Source organism: Streptomyces sp. HUAS CB01 (genome assembly GCF_030406905.1).
GTDB lineage: Bacteria > Actinomycetota > Actinomycetes > Streptomycetales > Streptomycetaceae > Streptomyces > Streptomyces chengbuensis.
This window is the reverse complement of sequence record NZ_CP129137.1, coordinates 1,411,261-1,428,351: the sequence shown is the minus strand read 5'-3', so window position 1 is coordinate 1,428,351 and position 17,091 is coordinate 1,411,261. Positions and strand designations below refer to the sequence as shown.

Genomic DNA, 17,091 nt, shown 5'->3' with positions numbered 1-17,091 from the left:
GTTGTTTTGTCCATGGCGGAATGCTCGTTTCTGCGCTAAACACTCGCCATGCAATCACCAATGCGCATGAGAGCGAGAGTGGCCGGCCTGGTGCTCGGTCTCCTCACGGTGTTCGCAGGGCCGGGCGCCGCCCAGGCCGAAGCGTCCCCGACGACGGTGGGGGACGTCACCGCCTTCGCCGCCGACGGACCCGTCTACCGGCTCACCGCGGGCCGGACCGAGGCCCGCGTCAGCTTCGTCTCGCCGGAGACCTTCCGGATCGAACTCGCCCCGGACGGCGGCTTCACCGACCCGACCGGAGCCGACATCGTCCTCCCGCAGGGCAGACCCCCGGCCACCCGCTGGAGGGACCGCGGCGACCGGTACGAACTCAGCACGTCCGAAGTGACGCTGCGCGCCTACAAGTCGCCCCTGAGGTTCGCCCTCCACCGCGCCGACGGCACCCGGCTCTGGGCCGAGACCCAGGGCCTGACGTGGGCCGGGGACCGTACCACCCAGACCCTGGCGCGCGGGGCGGACGAGCAGTTCTACGGCGCGGGGATGCAGAACGGCCGCGGCAACACCTCGCACCGGGGAAAGACCGTCGAGGTCGGCGTCGACTACGACTGGAACGACGGCGGCCACCCCAACTCCGTCCCGTTCTACCTCTCCTCGGCCGGCTACGGCGTCTACCGCAACACGTACGCGCCCAACACCTATGTCTTCGGCGATCCGGTGACCACCACCGCGCGCGAACAGCGCTTCGACGCCTACTACTTCGCGGGCCCGGACATGAAGGACGTGATCGGCCAGTACACCGCGCTCACCGGCCGGCCCTTCCTGCCGCCCGTGTACGGCCTGGAGATCGGCGACGCCGACTGCTACCTGCACAACGCCAACCGGGGCGAGCGGCGCACCCTCGACGCGCTGAAGGTCGCCGACGGCTACGTGGAGCACGACATGCCCAACGGCTGGATGCTGGTCAACGACGGCTACGGCTGCGGCTACGAGGACCTCTCCGAGACCGCCCAGGGCCTCCAGCAGCGCAGGATGCAACTCGGTCTGTGGACCGAGGACGGTCTCGACACGCTCGCCGAACAGGTCAGGGCCGGCCAGCGGGTCGCCAAGCTCGACGTGGCCTGGGTGGGCCCGGGCTACAAGTTCGCCCTCGACGGCTGCAAGGACGCCTACGCCGGGATCGAGGCGAACAGCGACGCCCGCGGCTTCACCTGGGCCCCGGAGAGCTGGTCCGGCGCCCAGCGCTGCGGCGTCCAGTGGTCCGGCGACCAGGCCGGCAGCTGGGAGTACATCCGCTGGCAGATCCCCACCTACGCGGGCGCGTCCATGTCCGGACTCGCCTACACCACCGGCGACGTCGACGGCATCTTCGGCGGCAGCGCCCCGACGTACACCCGCGATCTGCAGTGGAAGACGTTCCTGCCCGTGACCATGACCATGGACGGCTGGGCCGCGAACGACAAACAGCCCTTCCGGTACGGCGAGCCGTACACGTCCGTCAACCGCCGCTACCTGAAACTCCACGAGGCGCTGCTGCCGTACGTGTACTCGTACGCGCACGAGGCGACGAGGACCGGGGTCGGTCTCGCCCGGCCGCTCGTCCTCGAGTACCCGGACGACCCGGAGGCCGCGACGGACGCCGCCAAGTACCAGTTCCTGAGCGGCCGTGACTTCCTCGTCGCGCCCGTGTACCAGGACGCCACCGAGCGCGACGGGATCCGTCTGCCGAAGGGCACCTGGATCGACTACTGGAGCGGACGCACCTACGAGGGACCGGCCACGGTGGACGACTACAGCGCGCCGCTGGACACGCTGCCGCTGTTCGTCCGGGCCGGAGCCACGGTGCCGATGTGGCCCGGCGGCATCCGCTCGTACGCCGACCGCGGCCCCGGCTCCCCGCTCGCCTGGGACGTCTATCCGCAGGGCTCGTCGTCGTTCACGCTCTACGAGGACGACGGTGTGACGCGCCGGCACCGCGCCGGCGAGTACGCCACCCAGCGCGCCGAGGTGGAGGCGCCGAGGCGCGGCGGTGGCGACGTGACGGTACGGATCGGCGCGAGCCGCGGATCGTTCGACGGCAAGTCCCGGGCGCGCCCGTACGACTTCACCGTGCACACGGGGGACGCCCCGAGCTCGGTCCGGCTCGACGGCCGCACCCTGCCCAGGCTGAGCGGCGCGGCCGCCTTCGCCAAGGCCCCGCAGGGCTGGTGGTACGACCGCGACGACCGGGGCGGGGTGGTCCGGGTGAAGACCGCGGCACTGCCCACGGACCGCGCCTTCGCACTGGAACTGGAGGACACGGCCGCGGTCGGCGGGGCCGTCCCCGGTGCAGCCGCAGCGGCCGCCGCACCGGCCGGACAGGAACTGGGCGCCGGCACACCGGGGAAGGTCGCCGTCGACGTGACCGCGGGCAGCCGCGACGCCACGGACGTCACCGTGTCCCTGGACGTCCCGGCAGGCTGGCGGGTGACGCCCGCACCGGAGGTGGACCGCATCCCCGCGGGCACGACCCGGAGGGTCGAGGTCGAGGTGACCCCCGCGAAGGACGCGAAGCCCGGCGAGGCGACGCTCACCGCGGCGGTCCGGTACGGCGCGGCGGGACAACTCCGCACCGCCGTCCAGCGGTTCGCTGTCGCCGTGATGCCCGAGCCGCCCGCGGGCGACGTGTGGGCGAGCGACCTGGTGTGGCTGACGTCCACCAACGGCTGGGGCCCACCCGAACGCGACCGCAGCAACGGGGAGTCCGGCGCGAACGACGGCCGCACGCTGACCCTCGCCGGCACGGAGTACGAGAAGGGCATCGGGGCGCACGCCGACTCCGACATCGAGGTCTACCTCGGCGGGCGCTGCACCACGTTCACCGCGGACACCGGGATCGACGACGAGATCGGCGGTTACGGCGAAGTGGCGTTCTCCGTCGAGGCGGACGGCAAGGTGCTGTGGACCTCGCCCGAGGTCACCGGCGCCTCGCCGACCGTACCGGCCGAGGTCGACGTCACCGGTGCCCGGCACGTGCGTCTGAAGGTCACCGACACCGACGGCTCCAAGTCCGGTGACCACGGCGACTGGGCGGCGGCCCGCTTCCACTGCGGCTGACGGGCCGGCGCGAGCCAGGCGCGGGCGCGGGCGCGGTGGGGTGCCGGCGGCCACGCCCGTCGCCGCGATGTGCCGGACGCGCGGCTGCGCCTCGCCGCGGGCAGGTGCCGGCGTCTGGCGAGCACGGGCCGCGCGCGCCGCCCGGCGGGACGGGGCGGGAGCGCGTGAGCGGGTGGGGCCGGAGCCGGCACCACCCGCTCGGCGCGCTGCGCCCGCTCCTCGGAGGAGTCAGTCCTCGGAGGAATCCGGGGAATCGGACGCGTCGGAGGAGTCGGTGGACTCGTGAGACCTCGACGACCCGGTGGACCCGGGTGAACTCGACGGCTCGGTGGACCCGGTGGACCCGGTGGATTCGGGAGCCCCCGAGGAACCCGAGGAACCCGAGGAACCCGAGGAACCCGAGGAAGCCGAGGAAGCCGAGGAACCCGAGGACTCCTTCGCGCCCGTGGACTCCGCGGACGCCGAGGGCTCCGAGGGCCCCGGTGCGCCTGAGTCCTCGTCCTCGGACCCTTCCGCCCCGGGCTCCGACCGCGACGGCTTCGGGGGTTTCGGGCGCCCGCCCGCGGTGTCCCGCAGGTACGACCCGTCGCCGCCCTCCGTGGCCAGACCGCCCGGCCCCTGCCCGGGGCCGCCGTCACGCCGGCGAAGATAGCGCTCGAACTCCCGGGCGATGGCCTCACCGGACGCCTCGGGCAGCTCGGCGGTGTCCCGGGCCTCCTCCAGCGTCTGCACGTACTCGGCCACCTCGCTGTCCTCGGAGGCCAGTTGGTCCACACCGAGCTGCCAGGCCCGCGCGTCCTCGGCCAGTTCGCCGAGCGGGATGCGCAGGTCGATGAGGTCCTCCAGCCGGTTCAGCAGGGCCAGCGTCGCCTTGGGGTTCGGCGGCTGCGAGACGTAGTGCGGCACGGCGGCCCACAGCGACACGGCCGGGACCCCGGCGTGCGTGCAGGCCTCCTGGAGAATGCCGACGATGCCGGTCGGGCCCTCGTAGCGGGTCTCCTCCAGGTCCATCGTCCTGGCCAGATCAGGGTCCGAGGTGACACCGCTCACCGGAACGGGACGCGTGTGCGGGGTGTCACCGAGCAGGGCGCCCAGGATCACCACCATCTCGACCCCGAGTTCATGGGCGAATCCCAGCAGCTCGTTGCAGAACGAGCGCCAGCGCATCGAGGGCTCGATCCCCCGGACCAGCACCAGATCGCGGGGTTTCTCCCCGCCGACCCGCACCACGGAGAGCCGGGTCGTGGGCCAGGTGATCTTCCGCACTCCGGCGTCCAGCCACACCGTGGGCCGGTTGACCTGGAAGTCGTAGTAGTCCTCGGCGTCGAGCGCCGCGAACACCTCGCCCTTCCACTCGCGGTCCAGGTGCGCGACCGCGGTGGACGCGGCGTCGCCGGCGTCGTTCCAGCCCTCGAACGCGGCCACCATGACCGGGTCGATCAGCTCGGGAACCCCCTCGAGCTCGATCACCCAGGCCTCCTTCCGACGTTCCCTTTCGTACGCCCCAACCTTACGGCTTCACTGGCACCGGTCCGCAGTCCCCGTGCACGGCAGGGTGAACTTCCGTACGGCACCGGCACAGGCCGGTGGAACACCGGTTCCGGTCGGAGATCCGTGCGAGCTGCCACCGCGCGATCTCGGTGCGGACCGGGGCCACCGGCTTCCCGTCGTGTCGTGCACCGGACGGCCGGTTCGACTGCGCCGCCGCCTCCGCCTGCGGGGAGGACCGGGTCCTCGCGTACGTCGACCACCTCCACGAGCACGTCACCTGCCCGGCCCGACCGCCTGGGTGCACTGTGTGGCCCCAGACGTACCCGCTTTCTCCCCCCGTATGCGGCCCTGGTCGTGCGCCCGCGCACCGCCACCCCGACGGGCCGTGCGGCCGCCCGCCGGTCGGCAACCACCGGCACGGGCAGGGGACTTCGAGGACGCGGCCGGCCTCGCCACAGGAGTGCCCACGGCCTCGGTGGGACCGGTGGCCCCGGCCGGTGACGGCCACTGCCTTCCCCGCCCTCGGGTCGCCCGACGTCCCGGCGTACGGCGAGGGCGGCTCCGGGAGGAGCCGCCCTCGCCGCGCGGACCGTGCCCGCTACGGTCCGGTCTCAGGACCGCTTGTTCAGCAGGTCCTCGACCTTCCCCCGGATCTCGTCCGTGGCCAGACCGCGGATGGTGAGCGTGGTGCGGCGGCGCAGCACGTCGTCAGCCGTCTCGGCCCACTCGTGGTCGCGCGCCCACACGACCTGGGCCCAGATCTCCGGGGCGTCCGGGTGGATCCGCTGGGCCAGGTCCGGGTTCTCGTTCGCCAGCCGGGCGATGTCGAAGGACAGCGAGCCGTAGTGCGTGGCGAGGTGCCGCGCGGTGTCCGCCGCCATCCGGGGCCCGGGCGCCGGGGCGTCGACCAGCAGCCGGTGAGCGACGGCGCGCGGGTTGGCGATACCGGGCAGCGGGAGCTTCTTCGGCAGGTGCGAGATCGGCTCCATGTCGTCGGCGAGCGGCCGGCCCGGCAGCTCCGCCAGCTTGTTCAGCACCGTGCGGCCGATGTGGCGGAAGGTCGTCCACTTGCCTCCTGCCACCGACAGCATGCCGCCGCGGCCCTCGGTGACCACCGTCTCCCGCTTGGCCTTGGAGGTGTCGCCGGGACCGCCCGGCAGCACCCGCAGGCCCGCGAAGGAGTAGGTGATGAGATCGCGCGACAGCTGCTGGTCGCGGATGGAGAAGGCGGCCTCGTCCAGGATCTGGGCGATGTCCTTCTCGTTGACCGCGACGTCCGCCGGGTCGCCCTCGTACTCCTCGTCGGTCGTGCCGAGCAGCAGCATGTCCTCCCAGGGGAGGGCGAAGGTGATGCGGTACTTGTCGATCGGGGTGGCCAGCGCGGCCTTCCAGGGGGAGGTGCGCTTGAGCACCAGGTGGGCGCCCTTGGAGAGGCGGATCGAGGGCGCCGCGTTCGGGTCCTCCATCTTCCGCAGGTGGTCGATCCACGGGCCGGTCGCGTTGAGCACCAGACGGGCGGTGACACCGAACTCGGTGCCGTCCGTACGGTCCCTGAGCTCGGCGCCGGTGACCCGGCCCTCGGTGAAGCGGAGCCCGGTGACCTCGGCGTGGTTGAGGACGACCGCCCCCGACTCGACGGCCGCGCGGACAGCCATCAGCGCCATCCGGGCGTCGTTCATCTGGTCGTCGCCGTAGACGGCCACGGCCTTCAGGTTCTCCGTGCGCAGCTCCGGCACGTCGCGCTGGGCCTTGGCGGGCGAGATCACGTGGCCGACGCCGTCGCCGAACGCGGAGAGCGCCGAGTAGGCGAAGACGCCGGCGCCGAGCTTCGCGGCGCCGTGCGGTCCTCCCTTGTAGACCGGCAGGTAGAAGGTGAGCGGGTTGGAGAGGTGGGGGGCCACCTCGCGGGAGAGGGCGCGGCGCTCGAAGTGGTTCTCCGCCACCAGCTTCACGGCGCCGGTCTGCAGATAGCGCAGACCGCCGTGGAGCAGCTTGGAGGAGGCGGAGGAGGTGGCGCCGGCGAAGTCGCCGGCGTCCACCAGGGCCACCCGCAGCCCGGCCTGCGCGGCGTGCCAGGCCGTGGAGATGCCCAGGATGCCGCCGCCTATCACCAGGAGGTCGTAGGTCGCCTTCGCAAGCTGCTCCCTCGTTTCGGCGCGGCTCGGGAGGGAGCCGGAGGCCGGGTGCGTCCCCAGCGAGGGGACGCTCTGCAGGGTGGTCATTCTCGGTTGCTCCTCGTCAGCTCTCGTCGTGCTCGAGCCAGCCCATGGTCCGCTCGACGGCCTTGAGCCAGTACTTGTACTCGTGATCACGCTTGGCAGGGTCCATGTGGGGGGTCCACTCGGCGGCCCGGCGCCAGTTGGCGCGGAGGGCGTCGGTGTCGGGCCAGAAGCCGACGGCCAGGCCGGCGGCGTAGGCGGCGCCGAGGCAGGTGGTCTCGGCCACCATCGGACGCACCACGGGCACGTCCAGGAAGTCCGAGAGGGTCTGCATCAGCAGGTTGTTGGAGGTCATTCCGCCGTCGACCTTCAGGGAGGTCAGCTCGACGCCGGAGTCCTTGGTCATGGCGTCCGTGATCTCGCGCGTCTGCCAGGCCGTGGCCTCGAGCACGGCGCGCGCGATGTGCGCCTTGGTGACGTACCGGGTGAGGCCGGCGATCACACCACGGGCGTCCGAGCGCCAGTACGGGGCGAACAGACCGGAGAACGCCGGGACGACGTAGGCCCCGCCGTTGTCCTCGACGGACGCGGCGAGCGTCTCGATCTCGGGCGCGGTGTTGATGAGGCCCATCTGGTCGCGCATCCACTGCACGAGGGCGCCGGTGACGGCGATGGAGCCCTCGAGCGAGTACACGGGCGCCTCGTCGCCGATCTTGTACCCGACGGTGGTGACCAGACCCGAGTAGGAGTTGATGATCTTGCTGCCGGTGTTCATCAGCAGGAACGTGCCGGTGCCGTAGGTGGACTTCGCCTCACCCTCGGAGAAGCAGGTCTGGCCGAAGAGCGCGGCCTGCTGGTCGCCGAGCGCCGAGGCGACCGGGACGCCCGCAAGGACGCCCTCCTTGACCTCTCCGTACACCTCGGCGGAGGAGCGGATCTCCGGAAGGACCTCCATGGGCACCTCCATGGACTGGGCGATCTTCTCGTCCCACTCCATGGTGTGGAGGTTCATCAGCATGGTGCGCGAGGCGTTGGTGACGTCGGTGACGTGCTTGCCGCCGTCGACGCCGCCGGTCAGGTTCCAGATGACCCAGGAGTCCATGGTCCCGAAGAGGATGTCGCCCCGCTCGGCGCGCTCGCGCAGGCCCTCGATGTTGTCGAGCATCCAGCGGACCTTAGGACCGGAGAAGTAGCTCGCCAGCGGCAGACCGGTCTCGCGGCGGAAACGGTCCTGCCCGACGTTGCGCCCCAGCTCCCGGCAGAGCGCGTCCGTGCGGGTGTCCTGCCAGACGATCGCGTTGTGGACGGGCTCACCCGTGTTCCTGTCCCAGAGGAGCGTCGTCTCGCGCTGGTTGGTGATGCCGATGGCCTTGACGTCGGCGGCCGTGATGCCGCCCTTCTCGATGGCCCCGGCGACGACCTCCTGGACGTTGTTCCAGATCTCGGTCGCGTTGTGCTCGACCCAGCCCGGCTTCGGGAAGATCTGCTCGTGCTCCTTCTGGTCGACGGAGACGATCCGGCCGTCCTTGTCGAAGACGATGCAGCGGGACGAGGTGGTGCCCTGGTCGATGGCCGCGATGAACGGGCCGGCGGTGTGTGCGTCGGTCACGGTGTGCTCCTGAAGGTTCTGAGGGGACGGCGTACGGCTCACGCGAACGCGATGTTGTAGATACCCGCGGCGGCGGCCGCACCGATCAGCGGTCCCACAACGGGCACCCAGGCGTAGCCCCAGTCGGAGCCGCCCTTGTTCGGCATCGGGAGCAGCGCGTGCACGATGCGCGGGCCCAGGTCGCGGGCCGGGTTGATGGCGTAACCGGTCGGACCGCCGAGGGAGAAGCCGATGGCGACCACGACGAAGGCCACGATCAGTCCGCCGAGGGTGCCGAGGCCCTTTCCGCTGTCGTTCAGGCCCATGGTGAGGACCGCGAGGACGAGCACGATGGTGCCGATGATCTCGGTGACGAGGTTCTGCCAGAAGACCCGCACCTCCGGGCCGGTGGAGAAGATGCCGAGCACGGGGCCGGCATTCGGGGCGGACCTGTCGTCGACCAGACCCTCCTCGAGCGGCGGAGGAACGACCTCCGGGTCCGTCAGGTGGGCCTTGAACTGGCCGTAGTAGGTGAGCCAGGCGAGGAAGGCGCCCAGCATGGCGCCGATGATCTGGCCCGCGAAGTAGACGGGGACGTTGCTCCAGTCACCGCTGGTGATCGCGATGCCGAGCGTGACCGCCGGGTTGAGGTGGGCACCGGAGAGGGGGCCCGAGATGTAGACGGCGGTCATGACCGCGAAGCCCCACCCGAAGGCGATGGCGACCCAGCCGGCGCCCTGTGCCTTGGAGCGCTTCAGTACGACGGCGGCGACGACGCCGGCGCCGAGCAGGATGAGAACGGCGGTACCAATGATCTCGCCGATGAAGATGTCGGAGCTGGACACCCGCGACTCCTTTGTCCTTCGTCCAGGGGAAGGCGAACCAACGGGTCCCTCCGTGGTTCGCGCCCTCGGGGTGAGAGCGATACCGGCCCTTGGCGTTGTCACACTCTAGCGCGTATTGCCGGTAGGTGTTCGACAATGCCGACCGATGCACGGCAGTTTTGTCCTCTGGTTAACACGGCGTCAAGGGTTGTGTGGCCGAAAACCGTTTCGTTATCGATGGTGCGCCCGGACGGGCGAAATCGCCCGCTGTGAGGGATCCCGGCCGGTCCGGAACCGGGCGCGGTGCGTGGACGGAACGGGCCCGTGCGGGCGTGGTGTCCTGTCCGCGAGGGGGCGCCCGGTGCTTCCGGTTCCAGGGGCCCGCCGAGGCGCGGGCGCGGCGGGAGCGGGGCCCGCCACGGCCGGAATGCGCCAATCGGTACGGGGCGGGGAAGCGGCGCGGGGGCGTGCGCGACGGCGCGACGGGTCAGAAGCGGCCGGCGCCCAGGTCCCGCGAGACGGCGCGGGCGCAGTCCCGCACGGCGGCGATCAGCTCGGCCCGCAGCTCCTTGTCGTCGTCGCACACGCGTTCCACCGCGCCGGTGATGGCGATCGCGCCGACCGGCATCCGGCGCCGGTCGTGGATGGGCGCGGCCACCGCCGCGACCCCTTCCCAGGTCTCCTCCACGTCCGAGGCCCAGCCCCGTGCCCGGGTCAGGTCCAGTTCGCCCTCGAAGGCCCGCAGGGCGGTCACGGTGCGCGGCGTGAACGCCTCCCGGTCGATCTCCAGGACCTCGCTGTGCGCGACGGGGTCGTACGCGGAGAGCACCTTGCCCAGGGCCGTGGAGTGCAGCGGCTGCATCGCGCCCACCTCCAGTACCTGGCGGCTGTCGTCGGGGCGGAAGACGTGGTGCACGATCAGGACGCCCTGCTGGTGCAGCACGCCCAGGTGGACGCTCTCGCCGCTGGAACGGGCCAGGTCGTCCGTCCAGACCAGGGCGCGGGCCCGCAGCTCGTGGACGTCCAGATAGCTGTTGCCCAGCCGCAGCAGCTCCGCACCCAGTTGGTAGCGCCCGGAAGCGGGGTCCTGCTCCACGAACCCCTCCGCCTGGAGGGTGCGGAGGATGCCGTGGGCGGTGCCCTTGGCCAGATCGAGGGACGAGGCGATGTCCGACAGGCCGAGACGGCGCTCGCCACCCGCGAGCAGGCGCAGCATCGCCGCCGCCCGTTCCAGTGACTGGATGTTCTTCGCCATCATCCCGGCCCTTCTACCCAACCTCGTTCGACAATGCTGAACACTATCGGCCGATGCCGAATCGGTGTTACTGCCGGAACAGTGTGGCAAGACCCTGCGCGCCCGGTCATCTCCGGGGACACACGGAGTCCATCTCCTGGACCGCTCCGCCGCGCCGGGCCCCGCACGGCTACGCTGGCCGGGTGCGCCTTCCGAGGGAAGCCGCAAAGCCGACAGCCGTCGCACTCCAGGGAGCACCTTCATGGCCTCGTTGCCGACCCCTTCCGCCGACAGCCCGACTTCCGCAGGCAGCGGTACGTCCCACGACAGCCGGACCCGAGCCGACGCCCTGCGCCGCGCGCTGGCCACCCGTGTGGTGGTCGCCGACGGTGCGATGGGCACGATGCTGCAGGCGCAGGACCCCACCCTCGACGACTTCCAGGATCTCGAGGGCTGCAACGAGATTCTGAACGTGACCCGCCCGGACATCGTCCGTTCGGTCCATTCGGCCTACTTCGAGGTCGGTGTGGACTGTGTGGAGACGAACACGTTCGGGGCGAACTTCGCCGCCCTGGGTGAGTACGACATCCCCGAGCGCGTCTTCGAGCTGTCGGAGGCGGGAGCGCGCATCGCGCGCGAGGTGGCGGACGAGTTCACCGCGGCCACGGGGCGGCAGCGGTGGGTGCTCGGGTCCATGGGACCGGGGACGAAGCTGCCGACGCTCGGCCATGCCCCGTACGTCACGCTCCGCGACGCCTACCAGCAGAACGCGGAGGGCATGATCGCGGGCGGCGCGGACGCGCTGCTGGTGGAGACCACACAGGACCTGCTGCAGACGAAGGCGGCGATCCTGGGTGCGCGCAGGGCGATGGAGGTCGCCGGACTCACCGTCCCGTTGATCTGTTCGGTGACGGTGGAGACGACGGGCACGATGCTGCTCGGTTCGGAGATCGGCGCGGCGCTGACGGCGCTGGAGCCGCTCGGCATCGACATGATCGGGCTGAACTGCGCGACCGGGCCGGCGGAGATGAGTGAACACCTGCGCTATCTGGCCCGTCACTCGCGCGTGCCCCTGTCCTGCATGCCCAACGCGGGCCTGCCGGTGCTGGGCAAGGACGGCGCGCACTATCCGCTGACCGCACCGGAGCTGGCGGACGCGCAGGAGACCTTCGTCCGCGAGTACGGGCTGTCGTTGGTGGGCGGCTGCTGCGGGACGACGCCGGAGCATCTGCGGCAGGTCGTGGAGCGGGTCCGCGGCCTGGAGCCGGCCGAGCGCGCCCCGCGTCCCGAGCCCGGTGCCGCGTCGCTGTACCAGACGGTGCCGTTCCGCCAGGACACCTCGTACCTGGCGATCGGGGAGCGGACGAACGCCAACGGGTCGAAGAAGTTCCGCGAGGCCATGCTGGACGCCCGCTGGGACGACTGCGTGGAGATGGCCCGGGACCAGATCCGCGAGGGTGCCCACATGCTCGACCTGTGCGTCGACTACGTCGGCCGGGACGGCGTGGCGGACATGGAGGAGCTGGCGGGCCGGTTCGCGACGGCCTCGACGCTGCCGATCGTGCTCGACTCCACCGAGGTGGAGGTGATCCGTGCCGGTCTGGAGAAGCTGGGTGGCCGGGCGGTGATCAACTCGGTGAACTACGAGGACGGCGACGGTCCCGAGTCGCGGTTCGCGAAGGTCACGGAGCTGGCCCGGGAGCACGGAGCGGCGCTGATCGCGCTCACCATCGACGAGGAGGGCCAGGCCCGCACCGCCGAGAAGAAGGTCGAGATCGCCGAGCGGCTCATCACCGACCTCACCACCAACTGGGGCATCCACGAGTCCGACATCCTCATCGACACCCTCACCTTCACGATCTGCACGGGCCAGGAGGAGTCCCGCAAGGACGGCATCGCCACCATCGAGGCGATCCGCGAGCTGAAGCGGCGCCACCCGGACGTGCAGACGACGCTCGGCCTGTCGAACATCTCCTTCGGGCTCAACCCCGCCGCGCGGATCCTCCTCAACTCCGTCTTCCTCGACGAGTGCGTCAAGGCCGGGCTGGACTCGGCGATCGTGCACGCCTCGAAGATCCTGCCGATCGCCCGCTTCGACGAGGAGCAGGTCACCACGGCGCTGGACCTGATCCACGACCGGCGTTCCGAGGGCTACGACCCGCTGCAGAAGCTGATGGCCCTGTTCGAGGGCGCCACCGCCAAGTCCCTGAAGGCCGGCAAGGCCGAGGAGCTGGCCGCCCTCCCCCTGGAGGAGCGTCTCAAGCGGCGCATCGTCGACGGCGAGAAGAACGGGCTGGAGGCCGACCTCGACGCTGCCCTCGCGGACCGCCCGGCGCTCGACATCGTCAACGACACCCTGCTGGACGGCATGAAGGTCGTCGGCGAACTGTTCGGCTCCGGCCAGATGCAGCTGCCGTTCGTGCTGCAGTCGGCCGAGGTGATGAAGTCGGCGGTGGCCTATCTGGAACCGCACATGGAGAAGTCCGACGCGGAAGGGAAGGGCACGATCGTGCTCGCCACCGTCCGCGGCGACGTCCACGACATCGGCAAGAACCTCGTGGACATCATCCTGTCCAACAACGGCTACAACGTCGTCAACCTCGGGATCAAGCAGCCCGTCTCCGCGATCCTGGAGGCCGCCGAGGAGCACCGGGCCGATGTGATCGGCATGTCCGGGCTCCTGGTGAAGTCCACCGTGATCATGAAGGAGAACCTGGAGGAGCTCAACCAGCGCAGGCTCGCCGCCGACTACCCCGTCATCCTCGGCGGAGCCGCCCTCACCCGCGCCTACGTCGAACAGGACCTCCACGAGATCTACGAGGGCGAAGTCCGCTACGCCCGCGACGCCTTCGAGGGCCTCCGCCTCATGGACGCCCTGATCGCGGTCAAGCGCGGTGTCCCCGGCGCCGCGCTCCCCGAGCTGAAGCAGCGCCGGGTACGGAGCACCGCCACCGCGGTCGTCGAGGAGCGGCCGGAGGAACAGGGTGCCGTGCGCTCCGACGTCGCCGTCGACAACCCGGTGCCGGAGCCCCCGTTCTGGGGGACGAGGGTCGTCAAGGGCATCCAGCTCAAGGAGTACGCCTCCTGGCTGGACGAGGGTGCGCTCTTCAAGGGCCAGTGGGGACTGAAGCAGGCCCGCACCGGCGACGGACCGTCCTACGAGGAGCTGGTGGAGACCGAGGGCCGCCCGCGGCTGCGGGGCTGGCTCGACCAGCTCCACACGCAGAACCTGCTCGAGGCCGCCGTCGTCCACGGCTACTTCCCCTGCGTCTCCAAGGGCGACGACCTGATCGTCCTCGACGAGCAGGGCAACGAGCGCACCCGCTTCACCTTCCCCCGGCAGCGCCGCGGCCGCCGGCTGTGCCTGGCCGACTTCTTCCGCCCGGAGGAGTCGGGCGAGACCGACGTCGTCGGCCTCCAGGTGGTCACCGTCGGCTCGAGGATCGGCGAGGCCACGGCCAAGCTGTTCGCCTCCGACTCCTACCGCGACTACCTCGAGCTCCACGGCCTGTCCGTCCAGCTCGCCGAGGCCCTCGCCGAGTACTGGCACGCGCGGGTCCGCGCCGAGCTCGGGTTCGCCGGCGAGGACCCGGCGGAGATCGAGGACATGTTCGCCCTGAAGTACCGCGGCGCCCGGTTCTCCCTCGGCTACGGAGCCTGCCCCGACCTCGAGGACCGTGCCAAGATCGCCGAGCTGCTGGAGCCCGAGCGGATCGGCGTCAAGCTCTCGGAGGAGTTCCAGCTCCACCCCGAGCAGTCCACCGACGCCATCGTGATCCATCACCCGGAGGCGAAGTACTTCAACGCGCGGTGACGGATCGCGCGCTTCGGTCGCGCGCGTCGTACACTGGTCGGTCCCATACAGGCCGGTCGCCCGATTTGGCGGCCGGCCTGCGCGTCCCCGATGGAGGTGTCCGGATGACCAGTACGGTCCCCGCGTCCCTGGCCCGCACGGCGGGCGGCTCCGCCCTGCAGGCCGTCTTCCTCGACATGGACGGCACCCTCGTGGACACCGAGGGCTTCTGGTGGGACGCCGAGCGTGAGGTCTTCGCCGACCTCGGCCACGAGCTGGACGAGGCGTGGCGCGACGTCGTCGTGGGCGGCCCGATGACCCGGAGCGCGGGCTACCTCATCGAGGCGACCGGTGCCGACATCACCCTCGCCGAGCTCACCGTGCTGCTCAACGAACGCTTCGAGACCCGCATCGCCTGCGGTGTGCCGCTGATGCCCGGCGCCGAGCGCCTGCTGACCGAGCTCGCCGCGCACAACGTGCCCACGGCCCTGGTCTCCGCCTCCCACCGGCGCATCATCGACCGGGTTCTCGCCTCCCTGGGCCGCGACCGGTTCGCGCTGAGCGTGGCGGGGGACGAGGTGCCCCGCACCAAGCCCCACCCCGACCCGTATCTGCACGCGGCCCGGGGGCTCGGCGCGGACCCCACCCGCTGTGCCGTCATCGAGGACACGGCCACGGGTGTGGCCTCCGCCGAGGCGGCCGGCTGCCGGGTCGTGGCGGTTCCGTCGGTGGCGCCCATCGCGCCGGCCGACGGGCGGATCGTGGTCGGCTCGCTCGAGGAAGTGGATCTCTCCTTTCTGCGCACCCTGATTACGCGGATGAACTGAGGCATTCACCGAGCGTGCAGAGGAATATCCACGGGAACCAAGGGCAGTGGACCGTGTATTTTCCGTGACCATCCATCTTTCGTGACGTTCATCACGCATGATGCTGCATAAACAGTGCGGCCATGACGGTCGCGGTCCGATCTGCGGTGATTCGGGTATCCCCATGTGTCCGGATTGATGGGTCGGTGTACGAATCATTCCGGCGCGTGAATATCGACGCTGCGCCATGCCTGCTCATCGGGACGCACTCCCCAACTCGGCCCCGGTCCAGCATTCCTGGCTCAACCACTAATCTCATCGCGAGAGCTTCGCCGCACCACCGACGTGTCACGAGGACCACCCTCGTCATCGTGCCCGCAGGACCGATCGCCCCCGCATCCCGGCCCGATCGCACCGCCCGAACAGGCGGCCGCGGCGGAGTATCCCGCAACCGCTGTATCCCAGTGAGGGATCGAGGGAGAAAGTCCAGGATGAACCGCAAGACACTGGTGCTGCCGGCCCTGCTGGGCCTGCTCGCCCCCGTACTCGCCGCCTGTGGCACGACGCCCGGGGCGCCGGACGGAGGCAACGCCATTGTCGTCGGAACCACGGACCGGTTCGTCGCCGACAGCGGGACCCCCGCGCCCTTCGACCCCGCCTTCGCCTACGACACCGGCGCCTGGAACGTCCTGCGCCAGACCGTGCAGACGCTGATGCACGTGCCGCGCGGCGGCGGCCGGCCGGTGCCCGAGGCAGCCTCCCGCTGCGGGTTCACCGACACCCGAAGCGAGACCTACCGCTGCACCCTGCGCGACGGACTCACCTTCGCCGGGGGTGAGCCGGTCACCGCCGAGGACGTGAAGTTCTCCATCGAGCGCGTGCTGGACATCAGGTCCGACAACGGCACGGCCGCGCTGCTCTCCACCGTCGACAGCGTCGAGGCCCGGGGTGAGAAGGAGATCGTCTTCCACCTGACCGCGCCGGACGCGACCTTCCCGTACAAGCTCTCCACGCCGGTCGCCGGCATCCTCAGCCGCGACAGCTACGACGGGGACAAGCTGCGCGAGGGCTTCCAGGTCGACGGTTCGGGTCCGTACACGATGGCGGCCGAGACCGACGGCGACAGGCTCGTCCGGGCCGTCTTCACCAGGAACCCCCACTACAAGGGGGACCTGGAGGTCCGCAACGACCAGGTCGAGCTCCGTTCCTTCGCCGACGCCGACACCATGGGCGAGGCCCTGGAGTCCGGCGAGATCGACATGATGGCCCGCGCCATGTCCCCGGAGCAGATCAGGGACCTGCAGGAGCACCCGAAGGACGACATCGAGCTCAGCGAGGTCCCCGGGCTGGAGATCCGCTACCTCGCCTTCAACACCGACGACCCGTCCGTCAAGGACAAGGCGGTCCGCCAGGCCATGGCCTCCGTCGTCGACCGCGGCAAGATCGCGAGCAATGTCTACGGCGCCACGGCCGAGCCGCTCTACTCGCTGATCCCCACGAGCATCACGGGCCACACCAACTCGTTCTTCGACCGCTACGCCGAGCCCGACCGCCGCCGGGCGGCCCGCATCCTGGACGCGGCCGGAATCACCACCCCGGTGAAGCTCACCCTCCACTACACCACCGACCACTACGGCCCCGGCACGGCGAAGGAGTTCGCGGCGCTGCGCGACCAGCTCAACGCCGGCGGCCTCTTCGACGTGACGGTCAAGGGCACGGAGTGGTCCGAGTACCGTCCCGCGCAGAAGCGCGGCGACTACGCCGTCTACGGCCTGGGCTGGTTCCCCGACTTCCCGGACCCGGACAACTACATCGCCCCGTTCCTGGACGAGGACAACTTCCTCAACACCCCGTATGTGAGCACCGCCGCGCGCAATCAGCTCATCCCGGAGTCCCGCCGCAAGGCCGACCGCAGTGCCGCCGCCCTCCCGTTCGCCAAGCTCCAGGACATCGTCGCCACCGATGTTCCGGTGCTGCCGCTGTGGCAGGGCAAGCAGTACGTCGCCGCCCGGTCGGACATCAACCGGGTCGAGTGGACGCTCAACGCGTCCTCCGACCTCCAGTTGTGGGAACTCGAGCGCGGCACCGCCTGACCCTTCATGA

Annotated in this window: 9 protein-coding genes; 4 read left to right on the top strand and 5 right to left on the bottom strand. The window is 70.8% G+C overall.

Translation table 11 applies throughout. The features are described 5' to 3' along the window. Window positions 1-48 precede the first annotated feature (48 nt). Window positions 49-3,093 carry an NPCBM/NEW2 domain-containing protein gene (locus QRN89_RS06415; RefSeq protein WP_290348375.1) on the top strand — a complete coding sequence of 1,015 codons (3,045 nt, stop codon included), beginning with the start codon at window positions 49-51 and terminating at the stop codon, window positions 3,091-3,093. A 228-nt stretch (window positions 3,094-3,321) separates the two neighbouring features. On the opposite strand, the gene QRN89_RS06410 is transcribed toward QRN89_RS06415, so the two are convergent. The 5 genes from QRN89_RS06410 to QRN89_RS06390 all read right to left on the bottom strand — a co-directional run bounded on the left by QRN89_RS06410 (window position 3,322) and on the right by QRN89_RS06390 (window position 10,410). Then, window positions 3,322-4,563 carry a PAC2 family protein gene (locus tag QRN89_RS06410; protein ID WP_290348374.1) on the bottom strand — a complete coding sequence of 414 codons (1,242 nt, stop codon included), beginning with the start codon at window positions 4,561-4,563 and terminating at the stop codon, window positions 3,322-3,324. Between the two features lie 632 nt (window positions 4,564-5,195). Beyond that, the gene (locus tag QRN89_RS06405) at window positions 5,196-6,806 is read right to left on the bottom strand and encodes a glycerol-3-phosphate dehydrogenase/oxidase (RefSeq protein WP_290348373.1); all 1,611 of its coding nucleotides are present in this window, start codon (window positions 6,804-6,806) and stop codon (window positions 5,196-5,198) included. Window positions 6,807-6,822: 16 nt separating this feature from the next. Then, the gene (glpK, locus tag QRN89_RS06400; protein ID WP_290348372.1) at window positions 6,823-8,352 is read right to left on the bottom strand and encodes a glycerol kinase GlpK; all 1,530 of its coding nucleotides are present in this window, start codon (window positions 8,350-8,352) and stop codon (window positions 6,823-6,825) included. 38 nt (window positions 8,353-8,390) lie between these two features. Continuing rightward, window positions 8,391-9,176: an MIP/aquaporin family protein gene (locus QRN89_RS06395; protein WP_290348371.1), complete on the bottom strand. Its 786-nt coding sequence runs from the start codon at window positions 9,174-9,176 to the stop codon at window positions 8,391-8,393. A 466-nt stretch (window positions 9,177-9,642) separates the two neighbouring features. Next, window positions 9,643-10,410 (bottom strand): IclR family transcriptional regulator, encoded by a 768-nt coding sequence (locus QRN89_RS06390; protein ID WP_290353593.1) that lies wholly within the window; start codon window positions 10,408-10,410, stop codon window positions 9,643-9,645. 241 nt (window positions 10,411-10,651) lie between these two features. Here QRN89_RS06390 and metH point away from each other — a divergent pair, with 241 nt between their 5' ends. From metH to QRN89_RS06375, 3 genes are all read left to right on the top strand, one after another. After that, the gene (gene metH / locus QRN89_RS06385) at window positions 10,652-14,203 is read left to right on the top strand and encodes a methionine synthase (protein WP_290348370.1); all 3,552 of its coding nucleotides are present in this window, start codon (window positions 10,652-10,654) and stop codon (window positions 14,201-14,203) included. Window positions 14,204-14,307: 104 nt separating this feature from the next. Beyond that, a complete protein-coding gene (locus tag QRN89_RS06380; RefSeq protein ID WP_290348369.1) occupies window positions 14,308-15,009 on the top strand; it encodes an HAD family hydrolase in 702 nt (233 codons plus the stop codon). 470 nt (window positions 15,010-15,479) lie between these two features. Continuing rightward, complete coding sequence (locus QRN89_RS06375; RefSeq protein WP_290348368.1) at window positions 15,480-17,081, top strand: ABC transporter substrate-binding protein; 1,602 nt, start codon at window positions 15,480-15,482, stop codon at window positions 17,079-17,081. Window positions 17,082-17,091: the final 10 nt, after the last annotated feature.

What these genes read in the sequence shown, in the direction of transcription:
- QRN89_RS06415 (WP_290348375.1), top strand. Translation starts at nt 49, where the DNA reads ATGCAATCACCAATGCGCATGAGAGCGAGAGTGGCCGGCCTGGTGCTC.
- QRN89_RS06405 (WP_290348373.1), bottom strand. Translation starts at nt 6,806, where the DNA reads ATGACCACCCTGCAGAGCGTCCCCTCGCTGGGGACGCACCCGGCCTCC.
- QRN89_RS06390 (WP_290353593.1), bottom strand. Translation starts at nt 10,410, where the DNA reads ATGGCGAAGAACATCCAGTCACTGGAACGGGCGGCGGCGATGCTGCGC.
- metH (WP_290348370.1), top strand. Translation starts at nt 10,652, where the DNA reads ATGGCCTCGTTGCCGACCCCTTCCGCCGACAGCCCGACTTCCGCAGGC.
- QRN89_RS06380 (WP_290348369.1), top strand. Translation starts at nt 14,308, where the DNA reads ATGACCAGTACGGTCCCCGCGTCCCTGGCCCGCACGGCGGGCGGCTCC.
- QRN89_RS06375 (WP_290348368.1), top strand. Translation starts at nt 15,480, where the DNA reads ATGAACCGCAAGACACTGGTGCTGCCGGCCCTGCTGGGCCTGCTCGCC.